Source organism: Prevotella veroralis, from assembly GCF_018127765.1.
GTDB lineage: Bacteria > Bacteroidota > Bacteroidia > Bacteroidales > Bacteroidaceae > Prevotella > Prevotella veroralis.
In genome coordinates, this window is the sequence record NZ_CP072331.1 from 288,924 (window position 1) to 312,561 (window position 23,638).

Consider the following 23,638-nt stretch of genomic DNA (forward strand, 5'->3'; position numbering starts at 1 on the left):
AAAATAATGGTAATAACAACACACTTTCCTTAGCTATTTAACTATTATAAGTATTTTTAACTATACAAGAGCATACAACTAATAAGCTGCTTACATATCCACTCCTCTACCCTATCAAAACACAAACTAAATTTAAATTTAAGTTGCTGTCACTTTTAACATTTACTGTAACTAACTCATTACTAAGCTTTTGCTATACTCAAAAGGGTGACAGGAGTGACAGCAAAAAAGAAAAAGAGGAATCAGTCCAAAATCCCTCACAGCCTCACCCCCAACCCCTCTCCGAATGAAGAGAGGAGTGAAGAGTACCATTAACAACAGAACAAATTACTCGTCCACCTGCCCACTCGTGAACTTGTCAACTTACTCCAACAACTCGTCGACTTGTCAACTTATTCACTCGTCGACTTGACCAACAACTCATCCACCTGTCTACTCGTGAACTTGTCAACTTACTCCAACAACTCGTCTACTTGTCAACTCGTTCACTCGTCGACTTGACCAACAACTCACCCACCCGTCTACTCATGAACTTGTCAACTCGTGGACTTGTCGACTTGCACACTCATCAACTTGCACACAAACCTTTATAAAAAAGAAGTAAAATTTGGTTGTTTGTTTTTTTTGCTGTATCTTTGCACTCGCAAGACCGCCGATATGGCTCAGTTGGTAGAGCAACGCATTCGTAATGCGTAGGTCCCCGGTTCGAGTCCGGGTATCGGCTCCATTGCGGAATTAGCATATCGGTAGTGCACGGGCTTCCCAAGCCTGAGAGGCGGGTTCGATTCCCGTATTCCGCTCAACCCTTTTCTCCACTGGAAAACATTGATCCGCAAGAATCTTACTCATTGTCAGCTTATATAGCAGAAAGTGTTATTTATATCAGACAATCAATTTGTTTGATATAAACGGATCGTTTATCTCTTACAAAAGATATAGATGATAATAACGATAGAAGAAGTATCTAATTTTAGTTTTAGGCATTGCAAAGAGGAGAAAGAATAGTATTAAAGCATACAAAAAGAGGACTCCTATAAAATAGGAATCCTCTTTGTGCGCCCTTAGGGACTCGAACCCTAGACCCACTGATTAAGAGTCAGTTGCTCTACCAGCTGAGCTAAGGGCGCATGCTAAGCGATAGTTCTGGGTCAAAAAACTATTAGTTGTGCGCCCTTAGGGACTCGAACCCTAGACCCACTGATTAAGAGTCAGTTGCTCTACCAGCTGAGCTAAGGGCGCTCATTTCGCTTTTGCGAGTGCAAAGGTATTGTTTTTTAATGAACTGACCAAACTTTTTTGAGTTTTTTTTTGACGTTAGCTGTGATAGAGAAGATTAATGTTAAAACCTCCCCCACCCCTCCCAAGGAGGGAAGAAGTAGCCTCACCCCCGCCCCCTCTCCGAATGTTAAGACCCCAGCCGGTCTCCCCGACGAAGAAAGAAGTAGCCTCACCCCCGCCCCCTCTCCGAATGGAGAGGGGAGTGAATACTTCTGGTTGCAAACAAAGGGGGCATTTCTTCGATGTGAAGAGAGGCTCTCTTCATTGCAAGGAAACGCCCTCTTCAAAGCGAAGAAGGCGTCTCTTTGTTTTTAGTTCTGCTGTTCCAGCTAACGAGGCATAGCCTCGCTACACTCCGACTATACACCACTTCGTATGCAAACAACTCCGTTTACACCCCTCTCCATTCGGAGAGGGGACGGGGGTGAGGCTACTTCTCCCATTAAAAGAGTTGCCAACCAGTAGGGACAGACGCCCTCGTCTGTCCGCCAAAGCACAGCAAATAAAAGCCTCCCCAAGCCCCTCAGAAGGAGGGGATGTAGCCTAACGGGATACCATATAAGGGAAAATGGGCGGACAGACGAGGGCGTCTGTCCCTACAGGTTCTCCATAGTTTCCAACAGAACAAACAACTTGTTAACTCGTCAACTATCAACTCGTCAACTCTACCTAATCACAATTTTGAATTATGAACTTTGAATTTTGAATTTAAGGAGCATGTTCATTCTGTCTAAAAACACGCTGATATATGAATCTTTTTGTTACCTTTGCAGATAGAACGATAATTGGTTTGTATGACAAACCACGATAGATTAATGATATAAATACAAAAGAATGAAACCTACATTATTACTCCTTGCGGCTGGAATGGGAAGCCGCTACGGTGGTCTCAAGCAACTCGATGAGCTCGGACCCAATGGTGAAACCATCATGGACTACTCTATTTACGATGCCATTCAGGCTGGTTTTGGTAAGATTGTGTTCGTTATCCGCAAGGACTTCGAGGCACAGTTTCGCAAGCAGGTACTATCTAAGTATGAAGGACATATCCCTGCCGAGTTAGTCTTCCAAAGCATTGATGCACTGCCAGAGGGCTTCTCTGTACCTGAAGGACGTGAGAAACCATGGGGCACCAATCATGCTGTTTTGATGGCAAAGGACGTTATCAAGGAGCCTTTCTGCGTCATCAACTGCGACGATTTCTACAATCGTGACTGCTTCAAGGTCATTGGTAAGTTCCTTGCCGACCTCCCCGAAGGTGCTAAGAACAAGTATGCTATGGTTGGATTCCGCGTTGGTAACACCCTTAGCGATAATGGAACTGTGGCGCGCGGTATCTGTTCTACGAATGCAGAGGGTAACCTCACAACGGTTGTGGAACGCACCGAGATTGAACGTCGCGACGGCGAAGTGAAATACAAGGATGAGCAGGGTGAATGGGTGGCAGTGAGCGATAACACACCTGTCTCTATGAACGTATGGGGCTTCACACCTGATTACTTCGATTATAGCGAGGCTTATTTCAAGGAGTTCCTATCGGATCCGAAGAATATAGAAAACAAGAAGGCGGAGTACTTCATACCGCTGATGGTGAACAAACTCATCAACGATGGCACTGCAACAGTGAAGGTGCTCGACACGACGAGCAAGTGGTTTGGCGTTACATACGCTGCCGATCGTGAGAGTGTCGTTGCGAAGATTCAGTCGTTGATAGACGATGGTACTTACCCAGCTAAGCTATTTTAAACAATGAGGACATTGAGGATGTGTGAATCATGCAAGCTACAGGAGGCACGCATCCTCATGTCTAATAGATTCTTTCTATCCGAGTCTTACTCCTTGAGATAAGGCTCTTTTCACCCCAATCCATCTAAAAGAAGAACAACACACAATGGATTTAAACCTATTAAAAGAGGAGGAACTCGCCTCGTTGCGGCAGTTGCTTACCACTGCAAAAAATATTGTTATCTGTGCTCACAGAGCTCCCGATGGAGATGCCATGGGCTCTTCTCTGGCATGGATGGACTATCTGAATGGGACAGGAAAAACCAACGTGAAGGTGTGTATGCCTGATGCTACACCCGATTTCTTACATTGGTTGCCAGGTAGCAACGCTGTCATTCGTTATGACCGACGCCCTCGTGAGGTGGAGCGAATCTTTAAAGAGGCTGATCTGGTGTGTTGTCTCGATTTCAACCAGCCCTCCCGTGTGGATGCAATGCAGGAGGCATTGGAATCGTCCGAAGCCCCTCGTTTACTCATCGACCACCACTTGGATCCTGATGAAGGGTGTGCGCTGGCTATCTCCCGACCGGATATGTCGAGCACAAGTGAGATTGTTTTCCGCCTCATCTGTCAGTTAGATGGATTCGAGACGATGACCCGTCAGTGTGCTGAATGTATATATTGCGGTATGATGACAGACACCGGTGGCTTCACTTATAACTCTTCCCGACCAGAGATCTACTACATAATTGGACAGTTACTAACGAAGGGGATTGATAAAGATGAGATTTATAACCGAGTGTTCCACAACTATTCTACGAATGCACTACGCCTTCGCTCGCATATTATTCTTAATAAGATGAAGGTCGTTGAGGAGTTACATGCTTCGTATTATACGGTGACGAAGGAGGATATGACGCAATTCCACTTTGTCAAAGGAGACATGGAAGGACTCGTGAACATACCTCAACAGATCAAAGGACTTAAACTCAGTATATCGTTAAGAGAGGATACTGAGAAGCAAAACACCGTCTTGGTGAGCCTAAGGTCATGTAACGGGTTCCATTGTCAACCCATGGCTACAAAGTTCTTCAATGGTGGTGGGCATGCAGATGCAGCCGGTGGCAAACTGAATTGTACGCTCGAAGAGGCGGAACAGGTGGTTATCAAGGCGCTTCTCTATTATAAAGATCAATTAAAAACAAAGGTATTATGAACTTGTTAGAACTATCACAAAAGCGCTTTTCAGTACGTAAATTCACTGACGAACCAGTGTCGGAAGCGGACTTAAAGTATATCCTTGAAGTGACACGCATGGCACCTTCGGCAGTGAACAAACAGCCTTGGAAGTTCGTTGTGGTCAAGTCGTCAGAGGCACGCAAGCGTTTGCAGGAATGTTACGCACGTGAGTGGATCAATTCAGCACCGCTTTACATCATTTGTATGAAGGCTGTGGATGCCTGTTGGGTACGCCCCCAAGATGGCAAGTCACACGGAGATATTGACGTAGCCATTGCCACCGAGCACCTCTGTTTGGCTGCTGCTGAACGGGGATTGGGCAGCTGCTGGGTTTGTAACTATAAGGTGGCGAAACTCGCCGAACTCTTCGCTCGCCCTGGATATGAGGCTATTGCGGTGATTCCTATTGGTCACATCGCCCCTGACTGTCCGATAAACGAGAAGAAACGGAAGCCTTTGGAGGAGATTACGGAGATAGTATAACTTAACCTCGCCACGCTTTCTACCTTATTTAACAACTTACACCTTATTATATATATGCGCTTTATTGGAAACCTTCTGTGGTGGCTCTTCGGTGGTCTGGAGGCTGCCATCGGTTACTTCACGGGGAGTCTTGCCATGGCATTAACCATCGTTGGCATCCCTGTCGCTATACAAACTTTCAAGCTCGGATTGCTCTGTTTATGGCCGTTCGGAGCCGAGGTGCATAACACCGACAATACTTTTGGGTGCCTCACTCTGCCCCTTAACATCCTTTGGATTATCTTCGGTGGATTGTGGGCATGGCTTTGTCATGTCTTTTTCGGGCTTCTCTTGGGGATAACCATTATAGGGATTCCCTTCGCAAAGCAGCACTTTAAGATGGCTGGATTATGCCTTGCTCCATTCGGAAAGGATGTTACATTGAACTTATAAAAAACTCTTTATAATTCTTGGTGGAGCCACGAAAAGTCAGTAACTTTGGCGAAAAACATAGGAGGTAACGCCCATGATTACGATAGATAACTTCAACCAAGAATACACGGATCCGATAGAGGAGCAACGAATACGCCATTTCGTTTGCATGGAAATGGGGCGTCGTATCCACCGATATATCAAGGCTATGCGCGGAAGTAAGCAACAGATGTTGCGCTTCGAAGAGCATTTAAAGGACTTATCGTTGGAGGAGAAGGAGGCAGCCATTGCCCATTACATCGACTTGAATCGCAAGGTTATCAAGGGATTAGACATGAAGATCGTCCTTGCTCGTGCTATGGCGAACTATTCTGACACCTTTGCTTACCTCATCACGTTGGTCAATGACAAGCGAAAGATGGTCAGATACTTGAACTTGATACGTGAGATTTACATCAAGTATCACGAGGTCATTGAGCGCAACGGACGCTTTGGTATCCTTGACCATAGGGGTCGCATACTCGTAGAACCTAAGTATGAGTTCCTCCGCACATGCTATGTTTATGTAGACGACTTGCGTACCATGCCGCTTATCGCACAACTGGACGGTAAGTTGGGACTGATCCTCCCTGATGGAAAAGACACCATCGTCGCACCTTTCATATATGACAGTATATCGCTAAGAGACGAACCGCCGTACTTCGAGGCACGCATCGGTGACCGAGAGGTATTGCTTGATACGGACGGAAAGGAGCACCCCAAGAATTGATCCAAACCCTTAATTCCACTCGTCCCCACAAACAACTGAAGGCGTCAGAAGTTCGATTAACAAAACTTCTGACGCCTTCATGCGTATTGTCTAATGCTCTTTTTTAGATCTTCTTCAGCAAGTTTGCCAAGCCATCAAGCTGACTTTGCCATAGATTAATCTTATCGTTGACCTTCTGAACATCAAGGTTTTGATTCAAATCGGGCGTATCACGCTCTTGTTTCAACAAATAGATGTACTGGCTAACAAGCTCCATTTTAGCTTGAACTGTCTTCTTCTTAGGGTAACCACGCTTGTCCACCTCACGTTGGTATTGTGCAGATATATCGTTAATCTTGCGTCCTACCTCTACATACTGGCTCAACCACTGCTGGTAAACAGGGTTTATAGTCTTGTTCTCTAATGGTGTTTTGTTATCCGAACTGCCCACTGGCTCATAAGTGCTCTGCGCCATTACCATTGTAGGAAGGGCTATCAGAGCCATTACCAATAACTTTTTAACTCTCATAATCTTATTCTTTTAAAATCAAAAATACGCTGCAAATATAAGCGAAAAGCCACAAAGAACCAAAGTTTTTTCGTACTTTTGCACAATTCCCAACCATGCTTAAACTTCTTTTAAGTATGTCCGTTGTGTAGAGATAAGATTTATTAAGGTTATGAAGAAGTATATCGAGGTAAAAGGAGCACGGGTGAATAACCTCAAAAACATTGATGTTAAGATTCCTCAAGGCGATTTCGTTGCTATCACGGGAGTGTCGGGTTCGGGCAAATCGTCCCTTGCCTTTGATACACTCTACGCCGAGGGACAACGTAGATACGTAGAGAGCTTGTCGGCATACGCACGTCAGTTCCTTGGGAGAATGGCGAAGCCTGAGGTCGACTTCATCAAAGGCTTGCCCCCAGCAATAGCCATTGAGCAGAAGGTGATAGCACGTAATCCACGTTCAACGGTGGGTACTTCGACTGAAATCTACGAATACCTCCGTCTGCTTTACGCTCGTATCGGGCGCACCTACAGCCCTATTTCGGGCGAGGAGGTGAAGCATCACACCGTTGATGACGTCATCGAACGTGTAAAAACATATCCTGAAGGGACAAAGTTCTGCATTCTCTCGCCTCTACATGTAGTCGAAGGGCGGTCGCAGGAGGCGCAACTGGAGATGGAAATGCAGGAGGGTTATTCTCGTATCTATGTCAACGGCGAGTTCATCCGCATAGAGGATTGGCTCGAAGAACACCCTGTAAATGAGGCTGATAACTCTTCTGAGGATAAGAAAAAACCATTGGAAGAGAAAGAGAAAGCCGAAATCTACCTTGTAATAGACCGTATATCGGTGGAGAACTCAAAGGATGCTCTTTCGCGATTAACCGACTCTTGCGAGACAGCCTTCTATGAGGGAGATGGCACACTACGCCTGATGATACTGCCCGCAAAGCTCACTTACACCTTTTCTACACGTTTCGAAGCAGACGGGATACGCTTTGAAGAACCCAACGACAATATGTTTTCGTTCAATTCACCGCTCGGTGCGTGCCCAACCTGTGAGGGTTTTGGCTCCGTGATAGGCATTGATGAGAAGTTAGTCATACCTGATTCGGGGTTGTCAGTGTATGATGGTTGCGTGCAATGTTGGCATGGTGACAAGATGGAAGCATGGAGGGAGGAGTTCTGCCGACGTGCTGCTCAAGACGACTTCCCCATCTTTAAACCTTACTTCGAGCTTTCGAAGCAAGAGAAGGAGTGCCTATGGAAAGGACTACCAAGCGATCGGAAGAAGGATATACACGACCGTGTCTGCATTGATTCATTCTTCCAAATGGTCAAAGAGAACCAATATAAGATTCAATATCGCGTCATGATGAGTCGTTACAGGGGGAAGACTGTATGCCCAGACTGCCGCGGAACGCGATTAAAAAAGGAGGCTTCGTGGGTGAAGATAGGCGGACGTGCAATCACAGACCTCGTTGATATGCCTATAGTTGAGCTTAAGCAATGGTTTGACAAACTGCAACTTACGGAACACGAAAAGGAAGTTAGCAGGCGACTTATCACTGAAATCACCCACAGATTACAGTTCCTTTTGGACGTGGGATTGGGTTACTTGACCCTAAATCGCCAATCGAACACGTTGAGTGGAGGTGAGAGTCAACGCATTAACCTCACCACCTCGCTTGGATCCTCGCTCGTTGGATCGTTGTATATACTTGATGAACCGTCCATCGGACTGCATAGTCGCGATACTGACAGGCTCATCCACGTACTCAAGGAGTTGCAAGCTCTGGGCAACACGGTGATAGTTGTGGAGCATGATGAGGAGATTATGCGGGCGGCGGATTACTTAATTGACGTGGGACCTGACGCTGGTAGGCTTGGAGGTGAGATTGTTTTCCAAGGCAAAGTGTCTGATATTAAGCACCTTGACCCCACTGGTAAGGACAAAGCAGGCAATGCCGAATCGAAGAAACTACTGTCGGAATATCCGAAATCACATACTATTCAATATCTTACGGGGACTGAAACGATCCCAACTCCAACCTCTCGTCGCCCTTGGAATATGGCTATCGAACTGAAAGGAGCACGCATGAACAACCTCAAGGGCATAAATGTTCGATTCCCATTAAACGTCCTCACGGTTGTAACAGGGGTGAGTGGCAGTGGAAAGTCGTCGCTCGTCAAGGGCATACTCTACCCTGCCATGAAGCGCAGGCTGGATGAGGTTGCCGAAGTCCCGGGCGAGTATTCAAGTCTTGGAGGCGACTGGAAGCAGATAAAACACGTGGAGTTTGTCGATCAAAACTCCATCGGTAAGAGTACAAGATCTAATCCGGCGACTTACGTGAAGGCGTATGATGAGATCAGAAAGCTATTTGCTGAACAGCCATTAGCCAAACAGATGGGCTTCAGCCCACAGTTCTTTTCGTTCAACATAGACGGTGGTAGATGCGAAGAATGCAAGGGGGCGGGCGTCATAACGGTTGAGATGCAGTTCATGGCAGACCTTGTTTTGGAGTGTGAAGCCTGTCACGGGCAACGTTTCAAACGTGAGATTCTTGATGTGCAGTTCCATGGTAAGAACATCAATGACGTGTTGAATATGACCGTATCAGAGGCTATTCAGTTCTTTACGGAGCATAAACGACGTGCCATAGTGAATAAGTTAAAGCCTTTGGAAGATGTTGGTTTAGGTTATATCAAGCTCGGTCAGAACTCGTCCACGCTGTCAGGTGGAGAGAACCAACGTGTTAAATTGGCTTATTTCATTGGTCAAGAGCAACAGGAACCAACGCTTTTTATCTTCGACGAACCGACTACAGGACTTCATTTCCACGATATTAAGCGATTACTCAAAGCCTTCCATGCACTCATCGAACGTGGTCACAGCATCCTAGTCATCGAACATAACCTTGACGTCATCAAGTGTGCTGACCACGTCATCGACCTTGGTCCCGAAGGAGGAGACAAAGGCGGTCGCCTCGTGATAGCTGGTACTCCAGAGGAGGTAGCCAACTGCAAGGAAAGTCTTACAGGTCAGTACTTGGGGAGAGGGAGCCTTTCTTTAATTCAAAATGCATAATTCATAATTCAAAATTATGATTAGTTCTGTTGTTGAAAAGTATCAATAAGTCCTTTGCTATGGCATTTTTAACACGGAATACACGGATGGCACGAAGCCACAAGGCGACACAGAGTTCCTTACGGAACATGGGAATCCACAGAAGCAGACGCCCACGTGCAATTCAAAATGCAAAGTTCACGATTCAAAATTATGATTAGGTAGAGTGGACAAGTGGACGGGTTGACAAGTTAACGGGTTGTTTGTTCTATTAAAGAGGGCGTTCCGTCGCATCGAAGAGAGGCTTCCTTCACATCAAGGAAACGCCCCCTTCAAAGTGAAGAAGGCGTTTCTTTCTTTTTGTTCTTTTGCTCTTTGCGAACAAAACTCTACCTCGTCACACTGAAACTATATGATACGAGCATTTCAGCAAAGCCTTATTTCAAATAGAACTAATCATAATTTTGAATTATGAACTTTGAATTTTGAATTAAAGAAGAGCCTCTCCCAACTAGCTCCCACTGGAACATCCCCTCCTTCGGAGGGGCTTGGGGAGGCTTCAGGTGAGGCTTTTTCACGAGAGTTTCGAGGTGTCAATAAGCATTGATGGAGAGTTTAGGTACAGTCCAAGATCCGTAATCTTTGACAAGCGCAGGAGCCTGGGATGAACATAATCAACGGCTGTGTTTTCCTGTTCCAAATCCTCTATAGGAATATAGGCACCCCATCCTCCAAAATTCAAAACGGGTTCGATGTCCGCAGAAAACGAATTACCCACCATCAGCAGCTGGTCTGCTGTGATGTTATAACGCTTGCATAAGCGGTGATAAGCATCTTGTGTCTTGTCCGAAACGATGATGACATCATCAAAGAAAGGTCTTAATCCCGATCGATCCATCTTCTTTTCCTGATCGAGCAGTTCGCCTCGTGTGAATACAACCATGTGATATAAGCCCGTAGCTTGCAGTTGCTCCAAAGTTGCCCGAACCCTATCAAAGGGTCTACCAGGCAATCGCAGCAACTCTTTCCCTATCCCTATAATCTGTTCTATTTCGTCTCCTGTAACCTTACCTTGGCTTACATAAACCGCATTCTCTACCAAGGACAGTATGAATGCCTTACTTCCACAACCAAAGAGAACCCTATTATTATATTCAGTAGACAATAATGACTTGGTGATTTCAGCCGCATCTGCATACGAAGCAAGTATCTCGCAGTACACATGTTCTACTGAATTGAAGTACGTCTGACTGCCCCATAGGGTGTCATCAGCGTCGAATGCCAGAAGTGAAATCCGTCTCATAAGCCCAAACCTATTAGTTGTTATACTGTAAACTTGAATAATCTGCGACGGAGATAGGCATCTCCTCGAGACATTAGGTAAAAGGTTTGAGATGCTACTGATTGTCCTTTCCGTTTCATTGAAGCCTCCTCCCTTATTCAATCTTTCAATGCAAAGATACGAGGTTATACTTATATTCAAGTATAAAAACCCGTATTTTTCAAACAGAAAGGCTCGTTTTCACATTTTTTATATTATCATCTTTGCTTCAAATCATATATTTTATTATAGAAAAAAAGTGCTTATTTATTTGATTACTCCATATTTTTTTACTTTCTTTGTATGCCTAAATCCATCCGAGAAGATAGACAAACTCTCCCATAAGGGAGCCTTTAATGACACGTTGAAGACAATTAAAACCTATATGGAACAAAGACTTATCACACTGGCGTTGCTCTCTTCTGCCATGGGAGCAAGCATTCCGACTATGGCACAAAAAGCTGGGAAACATCTTAACAAACCAAATGTTATCATCATCTTAGCCGATGACTTGGGCTATGGAGACATAGAGTGTTATGGGGCAAAGAACGTTCACACGCCGAATATCAACCGTTTGGCACAGTCGGGCATACGCTTTACTAATGGGCATGCTGTGGCTGCCACGAGTACGCCCTCACGTTACTCGCTCCTCACGGGGGAGTATGCTTGGCGACGAGAGGGGACAGATGTGGCACCGGGTAACGCTGGGATGATTATCAAACCGAGCCAGTTTACAATGGCAGATATGTTTAAGAGTCAGGGATATGCCACTTGCGCCATCGGCAAATGGCACCTCGGACTGGGTGATAAGACCGGTGAGCAGGATTGGAACGCACCCTTGCCACAGGCGTTGGGGGACATTGGTTTCGATTATCACTACATCATGGCGGCTACGGCGGATCGTGTTCCTTGCGTATTCATAGAGAATGGGAAGGTGGCAAACTATGATCCCGAGCATCCGATTGAGGTGTCTTATCGAAAGAACTTCGACGGTGAGCCGACTGGACGGGACCATCCCGAACTCCTTTACAATCAGCATGCAAGCCACGGACATGATATGTCTATCGTCAATGGAATCGGTCGGATCGGTTACATGAAAGGCGGGGGTAAGGCGTTATGGAAGGATGAGAACATCGCAGACTCTATCCTTGTGCATGCCACGCGATTCATGGAACAGCACAAGACGGAGCCTTTTTTCATGTATTTCGCTACCAACGATGTACACGTCCCACGCTTTCCTCATCCCCGATTCAGGGGTCATAACATCATGGGAGTGCGTGGCGACGCCATCGAACAGTTTGATTGGACGGTCGGAGAGTTGCTCCGCAAGCTCAAAGAACTGCACCTTGACGATAACACCTTGGTGATTCTTACGAGCGACAACGGTCCCGTTGTGGATGATGGATATGCCGACCGAGCCGAGGAACTGCTGCATGGTCATAGCCCGGCAGGTCCTTTCCGTGGGAATAAATACAGTGCTTTCGAGGGTGGGACGGCTATTCCTCTGATCGTGTCATGGTCTAAACAGGTGAAAGGAGGCGAGGTTTCGGATGCCTTGGTGAGCCAGATTGATTTTCTTTCATCGCTCGGTTCGCTCATTCATGCCACCCTTCCAAAGGGGAGCGCACCGGACAGTAAGGATTATCTCTCAACCTTACTCGGTCGCAATAAACAGGGTCGCGATTATGTCATTGGGCTTTCCAGCAATCATGTCCTGTCTGTCCTCACCCACAGATGGCGGTATATTGAACCGAACGATGGTAGTCCGATGATTCAATGGGGACCGAAGATTGAGACGGGCAATGCGCCTGTCCCCCAGCTTTATGATATGCAGGCAGAGAAGTACGAAACGCATAATTGCGCAGCTGAACAGCCCGAGGAAGTGTTTAAAATGCAGACGATATTGAGGAAGGAAAGGGCGCATTGAAATTCAAAATTCAGAGTTCACAATTCAAAATTATGATGAGGTAGAGTTGACGAGTGGACTGGTTGACAAGTAAACGAGTTGTTTGTTCCGTGCAATAAAGCACCACAATGTAGGGACAGACGCCCTCGTCTGTCCGCCCCAACATTCCATGTTACATTACAAGCAGCCTCCCCTATGCGGACAGACGAGGGCGTCTGTCCCTACTGTGTGGCATCTCTTTGGATAGAAAGAACCATTCAAATAGGTTACCGTTAGGCACTCCTCCCCTTGGGGGAGGCTGGGTGGGGTTTCCAGACGATGGTGTCCGTCCCTACTCTGTGGCATCCCTTTGGATAGAAAGAACCATTCAAATAGGTTACCATTAGGCACTCCTCCCCTTGGGGGAGGCTGGAAGGGGTTTCCAGCCGAGTGTGTCTGTCCCTACAGTGTGGCATTATCTTTAATTAAAGGAATGATCCCTTTCAAAACAAAGAAACGCCTTCTTCGCTTTGAAGAGGGCGTTTCCTTACTATGAAAAGGGCGTCTCTTCACATCGAAGAAACGCCTTCTTTGAATTAAAGAAACTATTTCTTGACTAACTCCCGTTAGGAACTCCTCCCCTTGGGGGAGGCTGGGTGGGGTTGTTCCATTCGGAGAGGGGGCGGGGGTGAGGCTGTAGTTGGGTTTGGGGTGAGGCTTCTCCTTTTCCTTTCAGGGAGGTTAGGTGGGGTTTCGAGGGGCTTTACTTCCAACTATGCTCACCCAACTTAAACTCGCCTTTACCCTTTACATCCATCCCCATGAGCTTCATTCTCGACTCCGTGGTATAGTCATTTACCCAAAAAGAAGGGGTGAAATGATAGGTGTCAGTGGCGTTATAAGTGATAGTAGTCATGCCCATTGCTCTCATTTGCGACCAGTTCTTTTCAATCTGCGAAACGGCATCATCGCCTACTCCAAACTTCTTCATATTACCGATGAGGAAGCCCTTTACGTCATCTTCTGACATGTTCGCTTTGACCTTACCCACGATGGTGAGCATTCCAAGGATTTGGTTGACATCATAAGAGGTAGTGGTCTTCATGCCCTGAACCGACTTATCTTCTTGATCGCCAGTCTTCAATGTCTTGCCATAGAGACTGAATACAGTTTGCTCCTTAACATACTCTGTTATGAACTCTTCTGTGAGTGTGTTACTAAGTGCCATGAGCATGTTCATCTTTGGATTAACCTTTTCGATCTCTGGGTTCTTGGCGTATAATGAATCAATCTTAGCTATGCCTGTCTTACTCATCTTGCCCACTGCTTCCTCGGAATTAAGCAACTTCTTGAGAGCTCCATTCTTATCGGTTTGATAGAGCAAAGGTACGTCGTTCAGCATTGTCAATAGCTGTCCACCTCCCTGCTGGAGTGCTGTCTCATCACCATCTACCTTTAAATCGGAGAAGAGGAGTTCGATCTGATAGCCCTCGGCATTGGCTTCCTTCACATCGACATGTAGCTTACTTGTCACGTTGGCAGTCAGTGTTTTGCCTTGCATCATACTTGCCAAATCAATGTTTGCAGTATATTCATAGGTAGCTTTATCGCCCTTATTAAAGTTCGCTTTGATGAGCGTTTGCGCCTGTAAAGCTACTGCTGTGAATAAGAGGACGAATGTTAGAAATGTCTTTTTCATACGCTTTTGGTTTTTAGTGAATAGAATATTAATATTGTATAAAGCAATTATCTCCAACCCAAGAAGTTGATTCCTCGGATTGGAGACAATATGTTTTTAATATGATCTTGCGATGATAACGCGATATTTAGCAGGCTTTCCACTTACCATATCAACGCCCGGTGTCTGTTCAAACATGTATGGGACGCAACGGATAGTGGCTTGTGTATCCTCCTTGATCTTGGCTTCTGTCTCTTCAGTTCCATCCCAATGACAGAGGAAGAAACCGCCATCTTTCACCTTCTCCTTAAACTCTTCGTAGTTGTCGCATTCGTAGATATGCGCGTCACGGAACGCCTTTGCCTTATGGAAGATATTGTCTTGAATGTCGTCAAGAAGGGCTTTAACGCGCTCGACAATACCATCGAAACTAACGCTCTCTTTCTCTAATGTGTCACGACGCATGAACTCGATTGTATTGTTCTCAAGGTCACGTCCACCCATTGCAAGGCGCACTGGCACACCTTTGAGCTCATAATCTGCGAACTTAAAGCCCGGTCGCTTGTTGTCAGTATCATCGTATTTAACAGTGATACCAAGCTCACGAAGACTATCAATGACGGGTTGTAGCTTTGCAGTTAACTCTTTCAACTGCTCTTCGCCTTTGAAGATTGGAACGATAACAACCTGTATTGGCGCAATCTTCGGTGGTAGAACGAGTCCGTTATCATCGGAGTGTGTCATAATGAGAGCACCGATCAAGCGTGTACTAACGCCCCATGAGGTAGCCCAAACATATTCTGGCTTGTTGTCTTTATTTAGGTAGGTAACATCGAAAGACTTAGCAAAGTTCTGACCAAGGAAGTGTGATGTACCACTCTGCAGGGCCTTTCCGTCTTGCATCATAGCCTCGATAGTGTAGGTGTCCAAAGCACCTGCAAAGCGTTCAGTCTCACTCTTTACACCCTGAACGACAGGCACGGCGAGCCACTTCTCAGCGAAGTCGGCATAGACATGAAGCATTGTTTGTGCTTCCTTCTCGGCCTCTTCACGAGTAGCGTGTGCCGTGTGTCCCTCTTGCCAAAGGAACTCTGAAGTACGCAAGAAGGGGCGCGTGCGCATCTCCCAACGCATCACATTACACCATTGGTTACACATCAGTGGCAGGTCACGCCACGAGTGAATCCAATTCTTATAGGTGTTCCAAATAATTGTTTCACTCGTTGGACGGATGATTAGCTCCTCTTCCAACTTAGCGTTAGGGTCAACTTCAACAGCATTACCATTGTCAGTTGCCTTCAAACGATAGTGTGTGACTACAGCGCACTCTTTAGCGAATCCCTTTACATGCTCAGCCTCTCTTGATAGGAAACTCTTAGGAATAAGGAGGGGGAAATAGGCATTCTGCACACCAGTCTCCTTGAACATCTTATCGAGTTGAGCCTGCATCTTCTCCCAAATAGCGTATCCGTAAGGCTTGATAACCATACATCCACGGACTGCAGATTGCTCTGCTAAGTCGGCTTTGATTACCAAGTCGTTGTACCATTGAGAGTAGTTTTCAGCTCTCTTGGTCATGTGTTTTAGTTCTTTTGCCATATATCTATAATCTTACTTATTGCTTGTTTTAGGGAAAAGCCACTTTCATTTAGGCATTTCCCCCACCCTTTTAAGGGGTATAATGTCTATCTTTGTGCAAAATTACAAAAAATAGTTTGCAAAAGACCCAATACTGCAATAATTGTTTAACTTTGCATGGATTAAAGGAGAACTGACCATCAGATTAATTGCAGGAAAGGCAAAAGAGGATTATCACATTATAATATATATAGTTATGAAGAATATGAAAATGATGGCAGCAGGGCTGTGTGTGCTCTCTGTCGTAAGCTGTCAAACAAAGCAAGGAACAGGAACATTGATCGGTGGTGGTGCTGGTGCAGTACTCGGCGGCATCGTTGGTCAGATCATAGGAAAGAATGGTAAGAGTACTGCCATAGGTGCTGCTATTGGTGGCGCAGTAGGTGCTGGCGCTGGAGCTATCATCGGTCGCCACATGGATAAGGTGGCTCGTGAGGCTGCACAACAGCTTCCTAACGCCAGTGTTGACAAGGTTACGGATGCTAACGGACTTGAGTGTGTGAAGGTAACATTCGATTCTGGTATTCTATTCCCACTCAATGGTTCTGACTTGAATGCGGCTGCTAAGAATGATCTAACGAAGTTGGCAGGTCTTATGAAGCGTAATTCAAACTGTGACGTGGCTATTCAAGGTTACACAGATGCCTCTGGTAACGACAAGATTAACATCCCATTGTCTCAGCGTCGTGCGTCTTCTGTATCTTCTTACTTGCAGAATCAAGGTGTAACAAGCCGTCAGATCCGTTCGGTAGAAGGCTTCGGAAGCCAGAACCCGATTGAGAATAAGACCGTTAGTCAGAAGAACCGCCGCGTAGAAGTGTATCTATATGCATCCCAAGAGATGGTTCGCCAGGCAAACAACGGTACTCTGTAAATATTAAATTATTAGTTTGAACATAGGTTATTAGTGGTGGGAGCCATCACCAATAACCATTTTAAAACATAAACTATTCGATTAGAAAGCACCCGTTCGCAGGCGATTTCTATCGTTTTATAACCGATAGATAGGGCTTAGCTAATACGGAAGAATATCCTTTAAAAGAGTGATTTCCGATGTGAATAGCTAATAAAGCATAGTAGGAGAAGAACTGTTTTGTTCCCCTCCTACTTCTTTTTTGTCCTTTTTAATGCTGCTTCTTCTCTGAGAAGTCTACCTTGCTTTTTCAGAATTAAGCAATTTCTTCTAAAATGGTTAGTTGCTTTAGAACAACTATAGCTGGCTAACTCCACTAGAAAAACTATTCCTCAACTCTATCAGGACACTTAGATTTCTCGTATTACTTCTGCATTCCCTGTGCAGCCTTTGTCATCTTTGTTGCTATCTCAGCTAACTGCTTTGTCTGTTCTGGGGTTAATTTGTCCTTAACCTTATCCAACTTTGCACTCAAATCTTGAGCTTTCTGCATGATTGTTGAGTATTCTGACATAGCTGAAGCATCGCCCTTTGCTGCTTTCTGCATAAGATTGATCACATCGTCTGCGTAGGAGTCGTAGGCTTTAATAAGAGCCTCTGGGTCATCTGAATCAGCAACTTCTTTTCCGCTATCTGCTGATGCAGCCGTTGCATCAGAATCATCGCTTGAAGCTGGACTAGCCTGTTCCATTGGCGTTTCACTTGCCTTTCCTTGACTCTTTTGATTGTTACATGCAACAAAACTAAATGCTATTACAGCAAATACAAATAATCCGATTTTTTTCATAATACTCTGTTTTTGTAATAGAAATGAATGTTTAGAATAATATAATTGCAAATATAATCATTTTATCAACACGCTTCTTTCTCTCTTAGTTAAGAATTCTTAATATCTTTCTTTATCATTACTTTCCCCCCTAAGTGCCCCAATCCCATAGCATAAACAACCCTCATTACTTCATACCCTCTCTTACTTAGTTTGGGACTATAGTAAAAAGTAGGGACAAATGCAGTCGTCTGTCTGTATCACAACATGGTCAACGGAATAACAATAGAGCATTTAGGTGAAGTAACAAAAGGGAAAGTCAAAGATATTTCAACCTATCTACATTCTATATGTTACAAGACTTTTCAACTTTACCATCACTCTCGCTATAACAATATGAATTGTAAGTAATTCATTAAATGGCATTTACACAAAACGTTAAAAGTGACAGCAAATAAAGATTAAACTATTTAGATATTACGTGAGTTTGGTTTAAGAAAGTTCTTCTAAAAGTTGGTAATCTCGTTAGTTTTCGTAACTTTATAGTTGAAATTCAATAATTTACAAAACAACTAAGCGGTGATTACCAAAGACAAAGTTATAGAAATTTTCTGTATTATTGATGAGTTTGACAAGAATTTAAATGTTGAACTGGGCAAAAACCTATGTTTACTTTCTTATAATGGGAATGGGAAACGTTGCAGAAATAGCAAGGGAAGGCTTAGCGAGAGTGAGATCATGACCATACTTATATGTTATCATTTCGGTACATATCGTAATTTTAAGGAGTATTTATCTGAATTGTATCCGTGGTTGGCTCAAGGATGACTTCCCTGCTTCGGTATCCTATAACCGTTTTGTAGAACTCATGCCTCGTGTATTCTTCAAGATGATGCTTTTCATGAAGCTCTATGCCTTTGGTAAATGTACAGGTATAACGTTCGTTGACAATATGATGATTCCTGTTTGTTACAATGTAAAACGGTATTTTAACAAGGTCTTTGCTGGACTTGCCGGGAGTGGCAAGGGGACTATGGATTGATGTCATGGAGTTAAGCTTCATCTTCTTTGCAATGATTCAGGTGAAGTAATAACATTCTGTCTTACAGGAGCAAACGTTGATGACAGGGATAGAAGAGTGTGGTCGGTATTTGCAAAGGTACTACTCTATGGAAAGGTTTTTGCTGACAGAGGGTATATTAAGCAAGAACTCTTCGAAAGTCTATTCAGTCAAGGTATTCAATCTTAAAGCAAAGATGAAGAATAAGCTTATGCTAAGGAATAGATATATCATCGAGTGCATTAATGAACTGCTAAAGAACAAAGCGAGCATCGTACACTCACGACACCGATCGATACATAACTTTATCATGAACTTATGTTCTGCCCTTACGGCATATTGCTTTTATGAGAATAAACCTAAAGCACTACCTGTATATATAGAGAAATCAAGGCTGTTAGAACTATTTGCATACTAAGCTTAACCCGAACTGGCGTATTTGTTAGAATTATCGGTTATTATAGGTCTTCTCTTGCTAAAATGAGCGCATTTTATGATGCTTATAGTTTGAAACTGAAAACCAAGCCTCTGCTCTGGATGGGTAAAACGGCTGCAATACCGATGGATAAAGATACACAGAGGTTTCAGTTTCTTTTTACCGGACAGCAATAATATTAAAAGTAATAATAAGAGGTAAAACAAAGCCCCAACCGACCTCCCCAAAAGGGGAGGAGACCTATTTGCTAAGGTGAAAACAAAGGTTTGGGAAATAGTAGCTAATGGGTTTGAAAAGGTAAAACTAAAGGCTTGAGAAACAGTAGCTAATGGACTTGAAAAGGTGAAAACAAAGGTTTGCAAAATGGTAAACAATGATTTTCAAAATAACAGTTAATGGCTTGCCAGATTACAGCTAACAGGTTTATAAGATTACAGCCAGCGAACAATACACACTTGATTGTCCGCCAGCTGCGTTACAGGAGTGGGCTGATTACATACAGGATGATACGCCCAGTGAAGTTGCAATAGCCGTGATGATGGTCACAGCCAATTGGAGAATTGTTCTCCATGTTGATGGTTTGATCATAATTGTAAAGTGTTAATAGTGAATGAATTAAAAGTTAACTCGACACAAGCGATTAGGCAGAATGACTGCTGTCAAGCTCTGGACCACCACTCTCGGAGCCTGCTCCTGAAGGCGAACCACCGTCCTTCTTGCCCGCTTTCTTCTTAGCAGAACCCTTGAAGATGAGCGCCTCCTGCATCTTCAAACCATTCAGCAAAAGCGGTGTGCGACGGCGGTCTGCACCCACGTTAACGGCTGGCGTGAAGATAACATGCGGACGACTGATGTGCTTCTGGACGTTGAAATCCTTGATGTTCTTCACCCCCTGAGAGTGAATCCCTACTCGGAATATTCCCAAACTGTCGAGTTTCACACGCTTACCCTCACGCAGGGCGTAGTTCATCTCGACCACAAGTGCGGTGATAACAGCCAACACGTCCGACTCTGTCACCGTACAGGTGTTGTTGATGCGAGTGGCTAACTCCTTCATTCCCACAAGGTCGGGAGAGTAAGCGCGGGCGTACCATGCCCCCTTGTTCTTACTGTTCTTACGATTGTCCTGGTACATTCGATACTTAATTGCCATAGTTTTTAAGATTTAAAAAGTGAATAATTAATGATGTAAAAAACAAATGATTGAAAATGTAAATATATATAAAGATAATACTATAAAAGTGTAGTTTTGATTCATAATGGGCCTTATCTCTTATCGATCAATTCGTGCCTGTTCTTGCCAGAACGTTTGTAACTAACATGAATCCAACGCTTTATAGGGGAGTTGATAGGCTCTAAGATGAGTTGATCGAAGTCGGTTTTGAGCAATATTCGGGTGTATTTATCCAACATCTCACGCGTTGTGATATGGATATCAGCAGCCTCGCCACGCAGATGCTGAGAGTTAGCTACACCGCCAACAGCGTCATTAAGCTGTTTACAACGGAATCCGCTTGTGATGATCACGCGTCCCACTTGTTGGCGGAGAGGCTCTAACACATTCATTGCCAATGCCTTCATATTCTCAACAACCTCCGTATAAGAAGATTCAAAAGGGCTTGCTTTCTCACTCGGAACATTATCTATTTGGAGCAGTATAGCGCGTCCTGATCGCAACATCTCACCGAGTGTAAAGTGAGGGGAAAGGCGTTGATCGAAGTCAACAAAGGTTGGAGTTCGAATTTTATTATTCATATACTTATATATTTATATTATACCTTTTTTATATGTTCAGATACTTTCTGAACACATTGCAAAGGTACTATTTCGAGCAAGCAAAAGCAAGGAAGAAGTGCATAGTGATGTTGGTAGAGAGTGTGGAGAGGGCTTTGAACACCTCTCCCCACCCCTCCCAAGGAGAGGGAGTACCTAACAGGAGTTAGTTAGGAAAGGCTCTTCTTTAATTCAAAATTCAAAGTTCATAATTCAAATTAAAGCCTCCCCAAGCCCCTCCGAAGGAGGGGATGTCCTCCCCAAAGCTCTTGCTTAACTTCTAAAGTGTGGTTGGTAGGAGTGGACGAGTGGACAGGTTGACAAGTAAACGAGCTGTTTGTTCTGTGGAAAATGATTCCATCTACTCCCCTCTCCATTGGGAGAGGGGGCGGGGGTGAGGCTTCACAGTAGGGACAGACGCCCTCGTCTGTCCGCATAAGGGAGCCTACTTGTAATGTAACATGGAATGTTGGAGCGGACAGACGAGGGCGTCTGTCCCTACATTGTGGTATCCCTTTGGATAGAAGGAACCATCCAAATAGGTTGTAGTTAGAAACTCCTCCCCTTAGGGGAGGCTGGGAGGGGTTTCCAGACGAGGGCGTCTGTCCCTACATTGTGGCATCCCTTTGGATAGAAGGAACCATCCAAATAAGTTATCATTAGGTGTTCCTCCCCTTGGGGAAGGCTGGGAGGGGTTTCCAGACGAGAGCGTTTGTCCCTACAGATTGGTATTATCATTAATTAAAGGAACGCCCTTCTCCATTTGAAGAGGGCGTTTCCTTGCAATGAAAAGGGCGTCTCTTCACATCAAAGAAACGCCCCCTTTGTTTGTAAATAATACTATCTACTGAGGGTGTGTCAAAATAGCCACACACTCTTTTTATGCACAAAGCCCCGACTTTCTCAAGCCAGGGCTTTGCTATTTCCTAAAGTTTTTGTACCTTTAGGCATACAAAAAATCTCATTATGACAAAGGTACACTTTCGTTCTTACATACACAAGAAAATGATTCTTTTTCCTCAAAGAATCGATAAGGATATCGCAGAAGATAACCCTGTTCGTCTTTTAGACGCCTTGGTGGATAATCTTATATTGGATAATGTCTACAAGCTTTATAAGCCCAGTGGTCGCAAGCCTTATCATCCACAAATGATGCTCAAGGTGATTCTTTACGCCTATATGAATAATATCTATTCCTGCCGTCGTATAGAGTCGCTTCTCAAGCGTGACATTCATTTCATCTATCTGGCAGGATATGAGCAGCCTGATTTTATTACCATCAATCGTTTTCGTAATCGTGTGAAAAAGGAAATCAACAATATCTTCACACAAGTGGTATTAGTACTTGCAGCCAAAGGTTTGATAAGTCTTGACGTTGAATATATTGACGGCACAAAAATAGAATCGAAAGCCAACAAGTATACCTTCGTTTGGAAGAGAACCGTGGAAAAGAACCGCGCCAAGTTGCAGGAACAAATACGCACACTCTTGCTCCAGGTTGATGATGTCATAGCGCAGGACAATGCCGCTAAGACAGAAGGTGTCGAGTTTACTGCAGCTCTGCTCGATGAGATATCCGAGGAATTGAACAAGTCTTTGGAATCATCCCCTGAGCCTAAGACAAAAGAAGAGAAGCAGGCTGTTAGAACCAAGAAAAAACAGCTTAAAGAGCTTGAGAAGAAACGTAATAAACTCCAAGAGTATGACCAACACCTTGAGATTATGGGGGAGAGAAACTCCTACAGCAAGACCGACCCTAATGCCACGTTTATGCACATGAAGGAGGATGCTATGCAGAACGGACAGACTAAGCCTGGATATAATCTGCAGATAGCAACTGAGAACCAGTTTATCATCGACTTTGCACTCTATGCTAACCGTACAGATACGCTTACACTTCCTTCTTTCTTGGAGTCCTTCAACTCACGTTACCATCGTTATGCCAAGACAGTCGTAGCCGATTCAGAGTATGGCTCCGAGGAGAACTATCTGTTCATGGACGTACATAATATGGAAGCCTATGTGAAGTATAACTACTTCCATAAAGAGCAGCATCCACGCTATACACCTAACCCATTCTGTCCTGCAAGCCTTTATTATAATAAGGAACAGGATTTCTACGTCTGCCCTATGGGACAGCATATGAAGCGTATAGGCATGAAGCGTTCCCTAACCTCTAATGGATTCGTTACTTACAGTGTACGTTATCAGGCAGAACGCTGTGATGGTTGTCCGTTGAGAGGCTCATGTTTTAAGGCAAGAGGGAACAGAATTATAGAAGTAAACCACCAACTACAGTACTATAAACAAAAGGCACGGGAACTACTGACCTCGGAAGAAGGCATCAAGCATCGAGGACGAAGGTGCATAGAACCTGAAGCTGTTTTTGGACAAACAAAATACAATAAAGCCTACAAGAGGTTTAGGCATTTTGGAAAAGACAAGGTCAATATGGATTTTGCCTTCTTTGCTATTGCCTTTAACATAGGAAAAATGTGCAAAAAAAATAATCTCAAGGAGCTAAAAGCTATTATGGAGGTACTTTTAGTCACCTTCAGATGCTCTATAGAAGTTTATATAAGCTATTGGAAGCCCAACAAATCATTTTATATGAAATTAGCGGCATAGCTGCAGTAAATAACGAATTATGCGGTAGATGAAGTAAAGAGGAGTAGAAAAGAGGATGTGTCCATTTTGACACACCCT

At 44.4% G+C, this 23,638-nt stretch carries 17 protein-coding genes, 4 tRNA genes and 1 pseudogene; 12 read left to right on the forward strand and 10 right to left on the reverse strand.

Translation table 11 applies throughout. The annotated features are described in order from the left end of the window. Positions 1–651: 651 nt before the first annotated feature. Both J5A55_RS09225 and J5A55_RS09230 read left to right on the forward strand, forming a co-directional pair. Positions 652–727, forward strand: a tRNA-Thr gene (locus J5A55_RS09225). A 2-nt stretch (positions 728–729) separates the two neighbouring features. Further along, a tRNA-Gly gene (locus J5A55_RS09230) sits at positions 730–800 on the forward strand. Positions 801–1,054: 254 nt separating this feature from the next. Here J5A55_RS09230 and J5A55_RS09235 read toward each other — a convergent pair. Both J5A55_RS09235 and J5A55_RS09240 read right to left on the reverse strand, forming a co-directional pair. Beyond that, positions 1,055–1,127 (reverse strand) — tRNA-Lys (locus tag J5A55_RS09235). A gap of 39 nt (positions 1,128–1,166) precedes the next feature. Beyond that, positions 1,167–1,239, reverse strand: a tRNA-Lys gene (locus J5A55_RS09240). Positions 1,240–2,112: 873 nt separating this feature from the next. Between J5A55_RS09240 and J5A55_RS09245 the strand changes: the two genes are divergently transcribed. The 5 genes from J5A55_RS09245 (at position 2,113) to J5A55_RS09265 (ending at position 5,905) form a co-directional block, all read left to right on the forward strand. Beyond that, positions 2,113–3,024 carry a glycosyltransferase family protein gene (locus J5A55_RS09245; protein WP_004381721.1) on the forward strand — a complete coding sequence of 304 codons (912 nt, stop codon included), beginning with the start codon at positions 2,113–2,115 and terminating at the stop codon, positions 3,022–3,024. 145 nt (positions 3,025–3,169) lie between these two features. After that, positions 3,170–4,219: a DHH family phosphoesterase gene (locus J5A55_RS09250; RefSeq protein ID WP_004381720.1), complete on the forward strand. Its 1,050-nt coding sequence runs from the start codon at positions 3,170–3,172 to the stop codon at positions 4,217–4,219. Further along, the gene (locus tag J5A55_RS09255) at positions 4,216–4,725 is read left to right on the forward strand and encodes a nitroreductase family protein (protein ID WP_004381719.1); all 510 of its coding nucleotides are present in this window, start codon (positions 4,216–4,218) and stop codon (positions 4,723–4,725) included. Before J5A55_RS09250 ends, J5A55_RS09255 begins: the two co-directional genes overlap by 4 nt. Before the next feature lie 54 nt (positions 4,726–4,779). Next, positions 4,780–5,157: a YccF domain-containing protein gene (locus J5A55_RS09260; protein ID WP_004381718.1), complete on the forward strand. Its 378-nt coding sequence runs from the start codon at positions 4,780–4,782 to the stop codon at positions 5,155–5,157. A gap of 73 nt (positions 5,158–5,230) precedes the next feature. Beyond that, complete coding sequence (locus tag J5A55_RS09265) at positions 5,231–5,905, forward strand: hypothetical protein (protein ID WP_004381717.1); 675 nt, start codon at positions 5,231–5,233, stop codon at positions 5,903–5,905. 103 nt (positions 5,906–6,008) lie between these two features. On the opposite strand, the gene J5A55_RS09270 is transcribed toward J5A55_RS09265, so the two are convergent. Beyond that, positions 6,009–6,413 (reverse strand): hypothetical protein, encoded by a 405-nt coding sequence (locus tag J5A55_RS09270; RefSeq protein ID WP_004381716.1) that lies wholly within the window; start codon positions 6,411–6,413, stop codon positions 6,009–6,011. Between the two features lie 151 nt (positions 6,414–6,564). On the opposite strand from J5A55_RS09270, the gene uvrA reads away from it, so the two are divergent. Further along, on the forward strand, positions 6,565–9,483 hold the full coding sequence (uvrA, locus tag J5A55_RS09275) for an excinuclease ABC subunit UvrA (RefSeq protein WP_004381715.1): 2,919 nt from the start codon (positions 6,565–6,567) through the stop codon (positions 9,481–9,483). A gap of 553 nt (positions 9,484–10,036) precedes the next feature. Here uvrA and J5A55_RS09280 read toward each other — a convergent pair. Beyond that, positions 10,037–10,765 (reverse strand): HAD family hydrolase, encoded by a 729-nt coding sequence (locus J5A55_RS09280; RefSeq protein WP_004381712.1) that lies wholly within the window; start codon positions 10,763–10,765, stop codon positions 10,037–10,039. A 403-nt stretch (positions 10,766–11,168) separates the two neighbouring features. Here J5A55_RS09280 and J5A55_RS09285 point away from each other — a divergent pair, with 403 nt between their 5' ends. Next, positions 11,169–12,710, forward strand: coding sequence for a sulfatase-like hydrolase/transferase (locus J5A55_RS09285; protein WP_039851021.1), 1,542 nt, complete (start codon positions 11,169–11,171; stop codon positions 12,708–12,710). A gap of 721 nt (positions 12,711–13,431) precedes the next feature. Here the strand turns inward: J5A55_RS09285 and J5A55_RS09290 are convergent. Both J5A55_RS09290 and proS read right to left on the reverse strand, forming a co-directional pair. After that, positions 13,432–14,367 (reverse strand): hypothetical protein, encoded by a 936-nt coding sequence (locus J5A55_RS09290; RefSeq protein WP_018911265.1) that lies wholly within the window; start codon positions 14,365–14,367, stop codon positions 13,432–13,434. A 96-nt stretch (positions 14,368–14,463) separates the two neighbouring features. Further along, a complete protein-coding gene (gene proS, locus J5A55_RS09295; protein WP_004381705.1) occupies positions 14,464–15,945 on the reverse strand; it encodes a proline--tRNA ligase in 1,482 nt (493 codons plus the stop codon). Positions 15,946–16,180: 235 nt separating this feature from the next. Here proS and J5A55_RS09300 point away from each other — a divergent pair, with 235 nt between their 5' ends. Next, entirely contained in the window at positions 16,181–16,858 is a 678-nt protein-coding gene (locus tag J5A55_RS09300; protein WP_026284683.1) for an OmpA family protein, read from the forward strand. Positions 16,859–17,261: 403 nt separating this feature from the next. Here the strand turns inward: J5A55_RS09300 and J5A55_RS09305 are convergent, their stop codons facing one another. Then, a complete protein-coding gene (locus J5A55_RS09305; protein ID WP_004381700.1) occupies positions 17,262–17,684 on the reverse strand; it encodes a DUF6591 domain-containing protein in 423 nt (140 codons plus the stop codon). A 558-nt stretch (positions 17,685–18,242) separates the two neighbouring features. Here J5A55_RS09305 and J5A55_RS09310 point away from each other — a divergent pair. Further along, a pseudogene (locus J5A55_RS09310) lies at positions 18,243–19,141 on the forward strand (IS982 family transposase). Between the two features lie 510 nt (positions 19,142–19,651). Here the strand turns inward: J5A55_RS09310 and J5A55_RS09315 are convergent. The 3 genes from J5A55_RS09315 to J5A55_RS09325 all read right to left on the reverse strand — a co-directional run bounded on the left by J5A55_RS09315 (position 19,652) and on the right by J5A55_RS09325 (position 20,914). After that, on the reverse strand, positions 19,652–19,747 hold the full coding sequence (locus tag J5A55_RS09315) for a smalltalk protein (RefSeq protein WP_262502528.1): 96 nt from the start codon (positions 19,745–19,747) through the stop codon (positions 19,652–19,654). Between the two features lie 52 nt (positions 19,748–19,799). Continuing rightward, positions 19,800–20,312, reverse strand: coding sequence for an HU family DNA-binding protein (locus J5A55_RS09320; RefSeq protein WP_004381692.1), 513 nt, complete (start codon positions 20,310–20,312; stop codon positions 19,800–19,802). Positions 20,313–20,425: 113 nt separating this feature from the next. Continuing rightward, the gene (locus J5A55_RS09325) at positions 20,426–20,914 is read right to left on the reverse strand and encodes a D-Ala-D-Ala carboxypeptidase family metallohydrolase (protein WP_004381691.1); all 489 of its coding nucleotides are present in this window, start codon (positions 20,912–20,914) and stop codon (positions 20,426–20,428) included. Positions 20,915–21,898: 984 nt separating this feature from the next. Here J5A55_RS09325 and J5A55_RS09330 point away from each other — a divergent pair. Further along, entirely contained in the window at positions 21,899–23,560 is a 1,662-nt protein-coding gene (locus J5A55_RS09330; protein ID WP_211802954.1) for an IS1182 family transposase, read from the forward strand. Positions 23,561–23,638: the final 78 nt, after the last annotated feature.

Bases quoted from the DNA above. Each gene is read 5' to 3' on its own strand.
- J5A55_RS09315 (WP_262502528.1), bottom strand. From the start codon at position 19,747: ATGATCAAACCATCAACATGGAGAACAATTCTCCAATTGGCTGTGACC.
- proS (WP_004381705.1), bottom strand. From the start codon at position 15,945: ATGGCAAAAGAACTAAAACACATGACCAAGAGAGCTGAAAACTACTCT.
- J5A55_RS09245 (WP_004381721.1), top strand. From the start codon at position 2,113: ATGAAACCTACATTATTACTCCTTGCGGCTGGAATGGGAAGCCGCTAC.
- J5A55_RS09270 (WP_004381716.1), bottom strand. From the start codon at position 6,413: ATGAGAGTTAAAAAGTTATTGGTAATGGCTCTGATAGCCCTTCCTACA.
- J5A55_RS09280 (WP_004381712.1), bottom strand. From the start codon at position 10,765: ATGAGACGGATTTCACTTCTGGCATTCGACGCTGATGACACCCTATGG.
- J5A55_RS09255 (WP_004381719.1), top strand. From the start codon at position 4,216: ATGAACTTGTTAGAACTATCACAAAAGCGCTTTTCAGTACGTAAATTC.
- J5A55_RS09330 (WP_211802954.1), top strand. From the start codon at position 21,899: ATGACAAAGGTACACTTTCGTTCTTACATACACAAGAAAATGATTCTT.
- J5A55_RS09285 (WP_039851021.1), top strand. From the start codon at position 11,169: ATGGAACAAAGACTTATCACACTGGCGTTGCTCTCTTCTGCCATGGGA.
- J5A55_RS09300 (WP_026284683.1), top strand. From the start codon at position 16,181: ATGAAGAATATGAAAATGATGGCAGCAGGGCTGTGTGTGCTCTCTGTC.
- J5A55_RS09305 (WP_004381700.1), bottom strand. From the start codon at position 17,684: ATGAAAAAAATCGGATTATTTGTATTTGCTGTAATAGCATTTAGTTTT.
- J5A55_RS09290 (WP_018911265.1), bottom strand. From the start codon at position 14,367: ATGAAAAAGACATTTCTAACATTCGTCCTCTTATTCACAGCAGTAGCT.
- uvrA (WP_004381715.1), top strand. From the start codon at position 6,565: ATGAAGAAGTATATCGAGGTAAAAGGAGCACGGGTGAATAACCTCAAA.
- J5A55_RS09265 (WP_004381717.1), top strand. From the start codon at position 5,231: ATGATTACGATAGATAACTTCAACCAAGAATACACGGATCCGATAGAG.
- J5A55_RS09320 (WP_004381692.1), bottom strand. From the start codon at position 20,312: ATGGCAATTAAGTATCGAATGTACCAGGACAATCGTAAGAACAGTAAG.
- J5A55_RS09260 (WP_004381718.1), top strand. From the start codon at position 4,780: ATGCGCTTTATTGGAAACCTTCTGTGGTGGCTCTTCGGTGGTCTGGAG.
- J5A55_RS09325 (WP_004381691.1), bottom strand. From the start codon at position 20,914: ATGAATAATAAAATTCGAACTCCAACCTTTGTTGACTTCGATCAACGC.
- J5A55_RS09250 (WP_004381720.1), top strand. From the start codon at position 3,170: ATGGATTTAAACCTATTAAAAGAGGAGGAACTCGCCTCGTTGCGGCAG.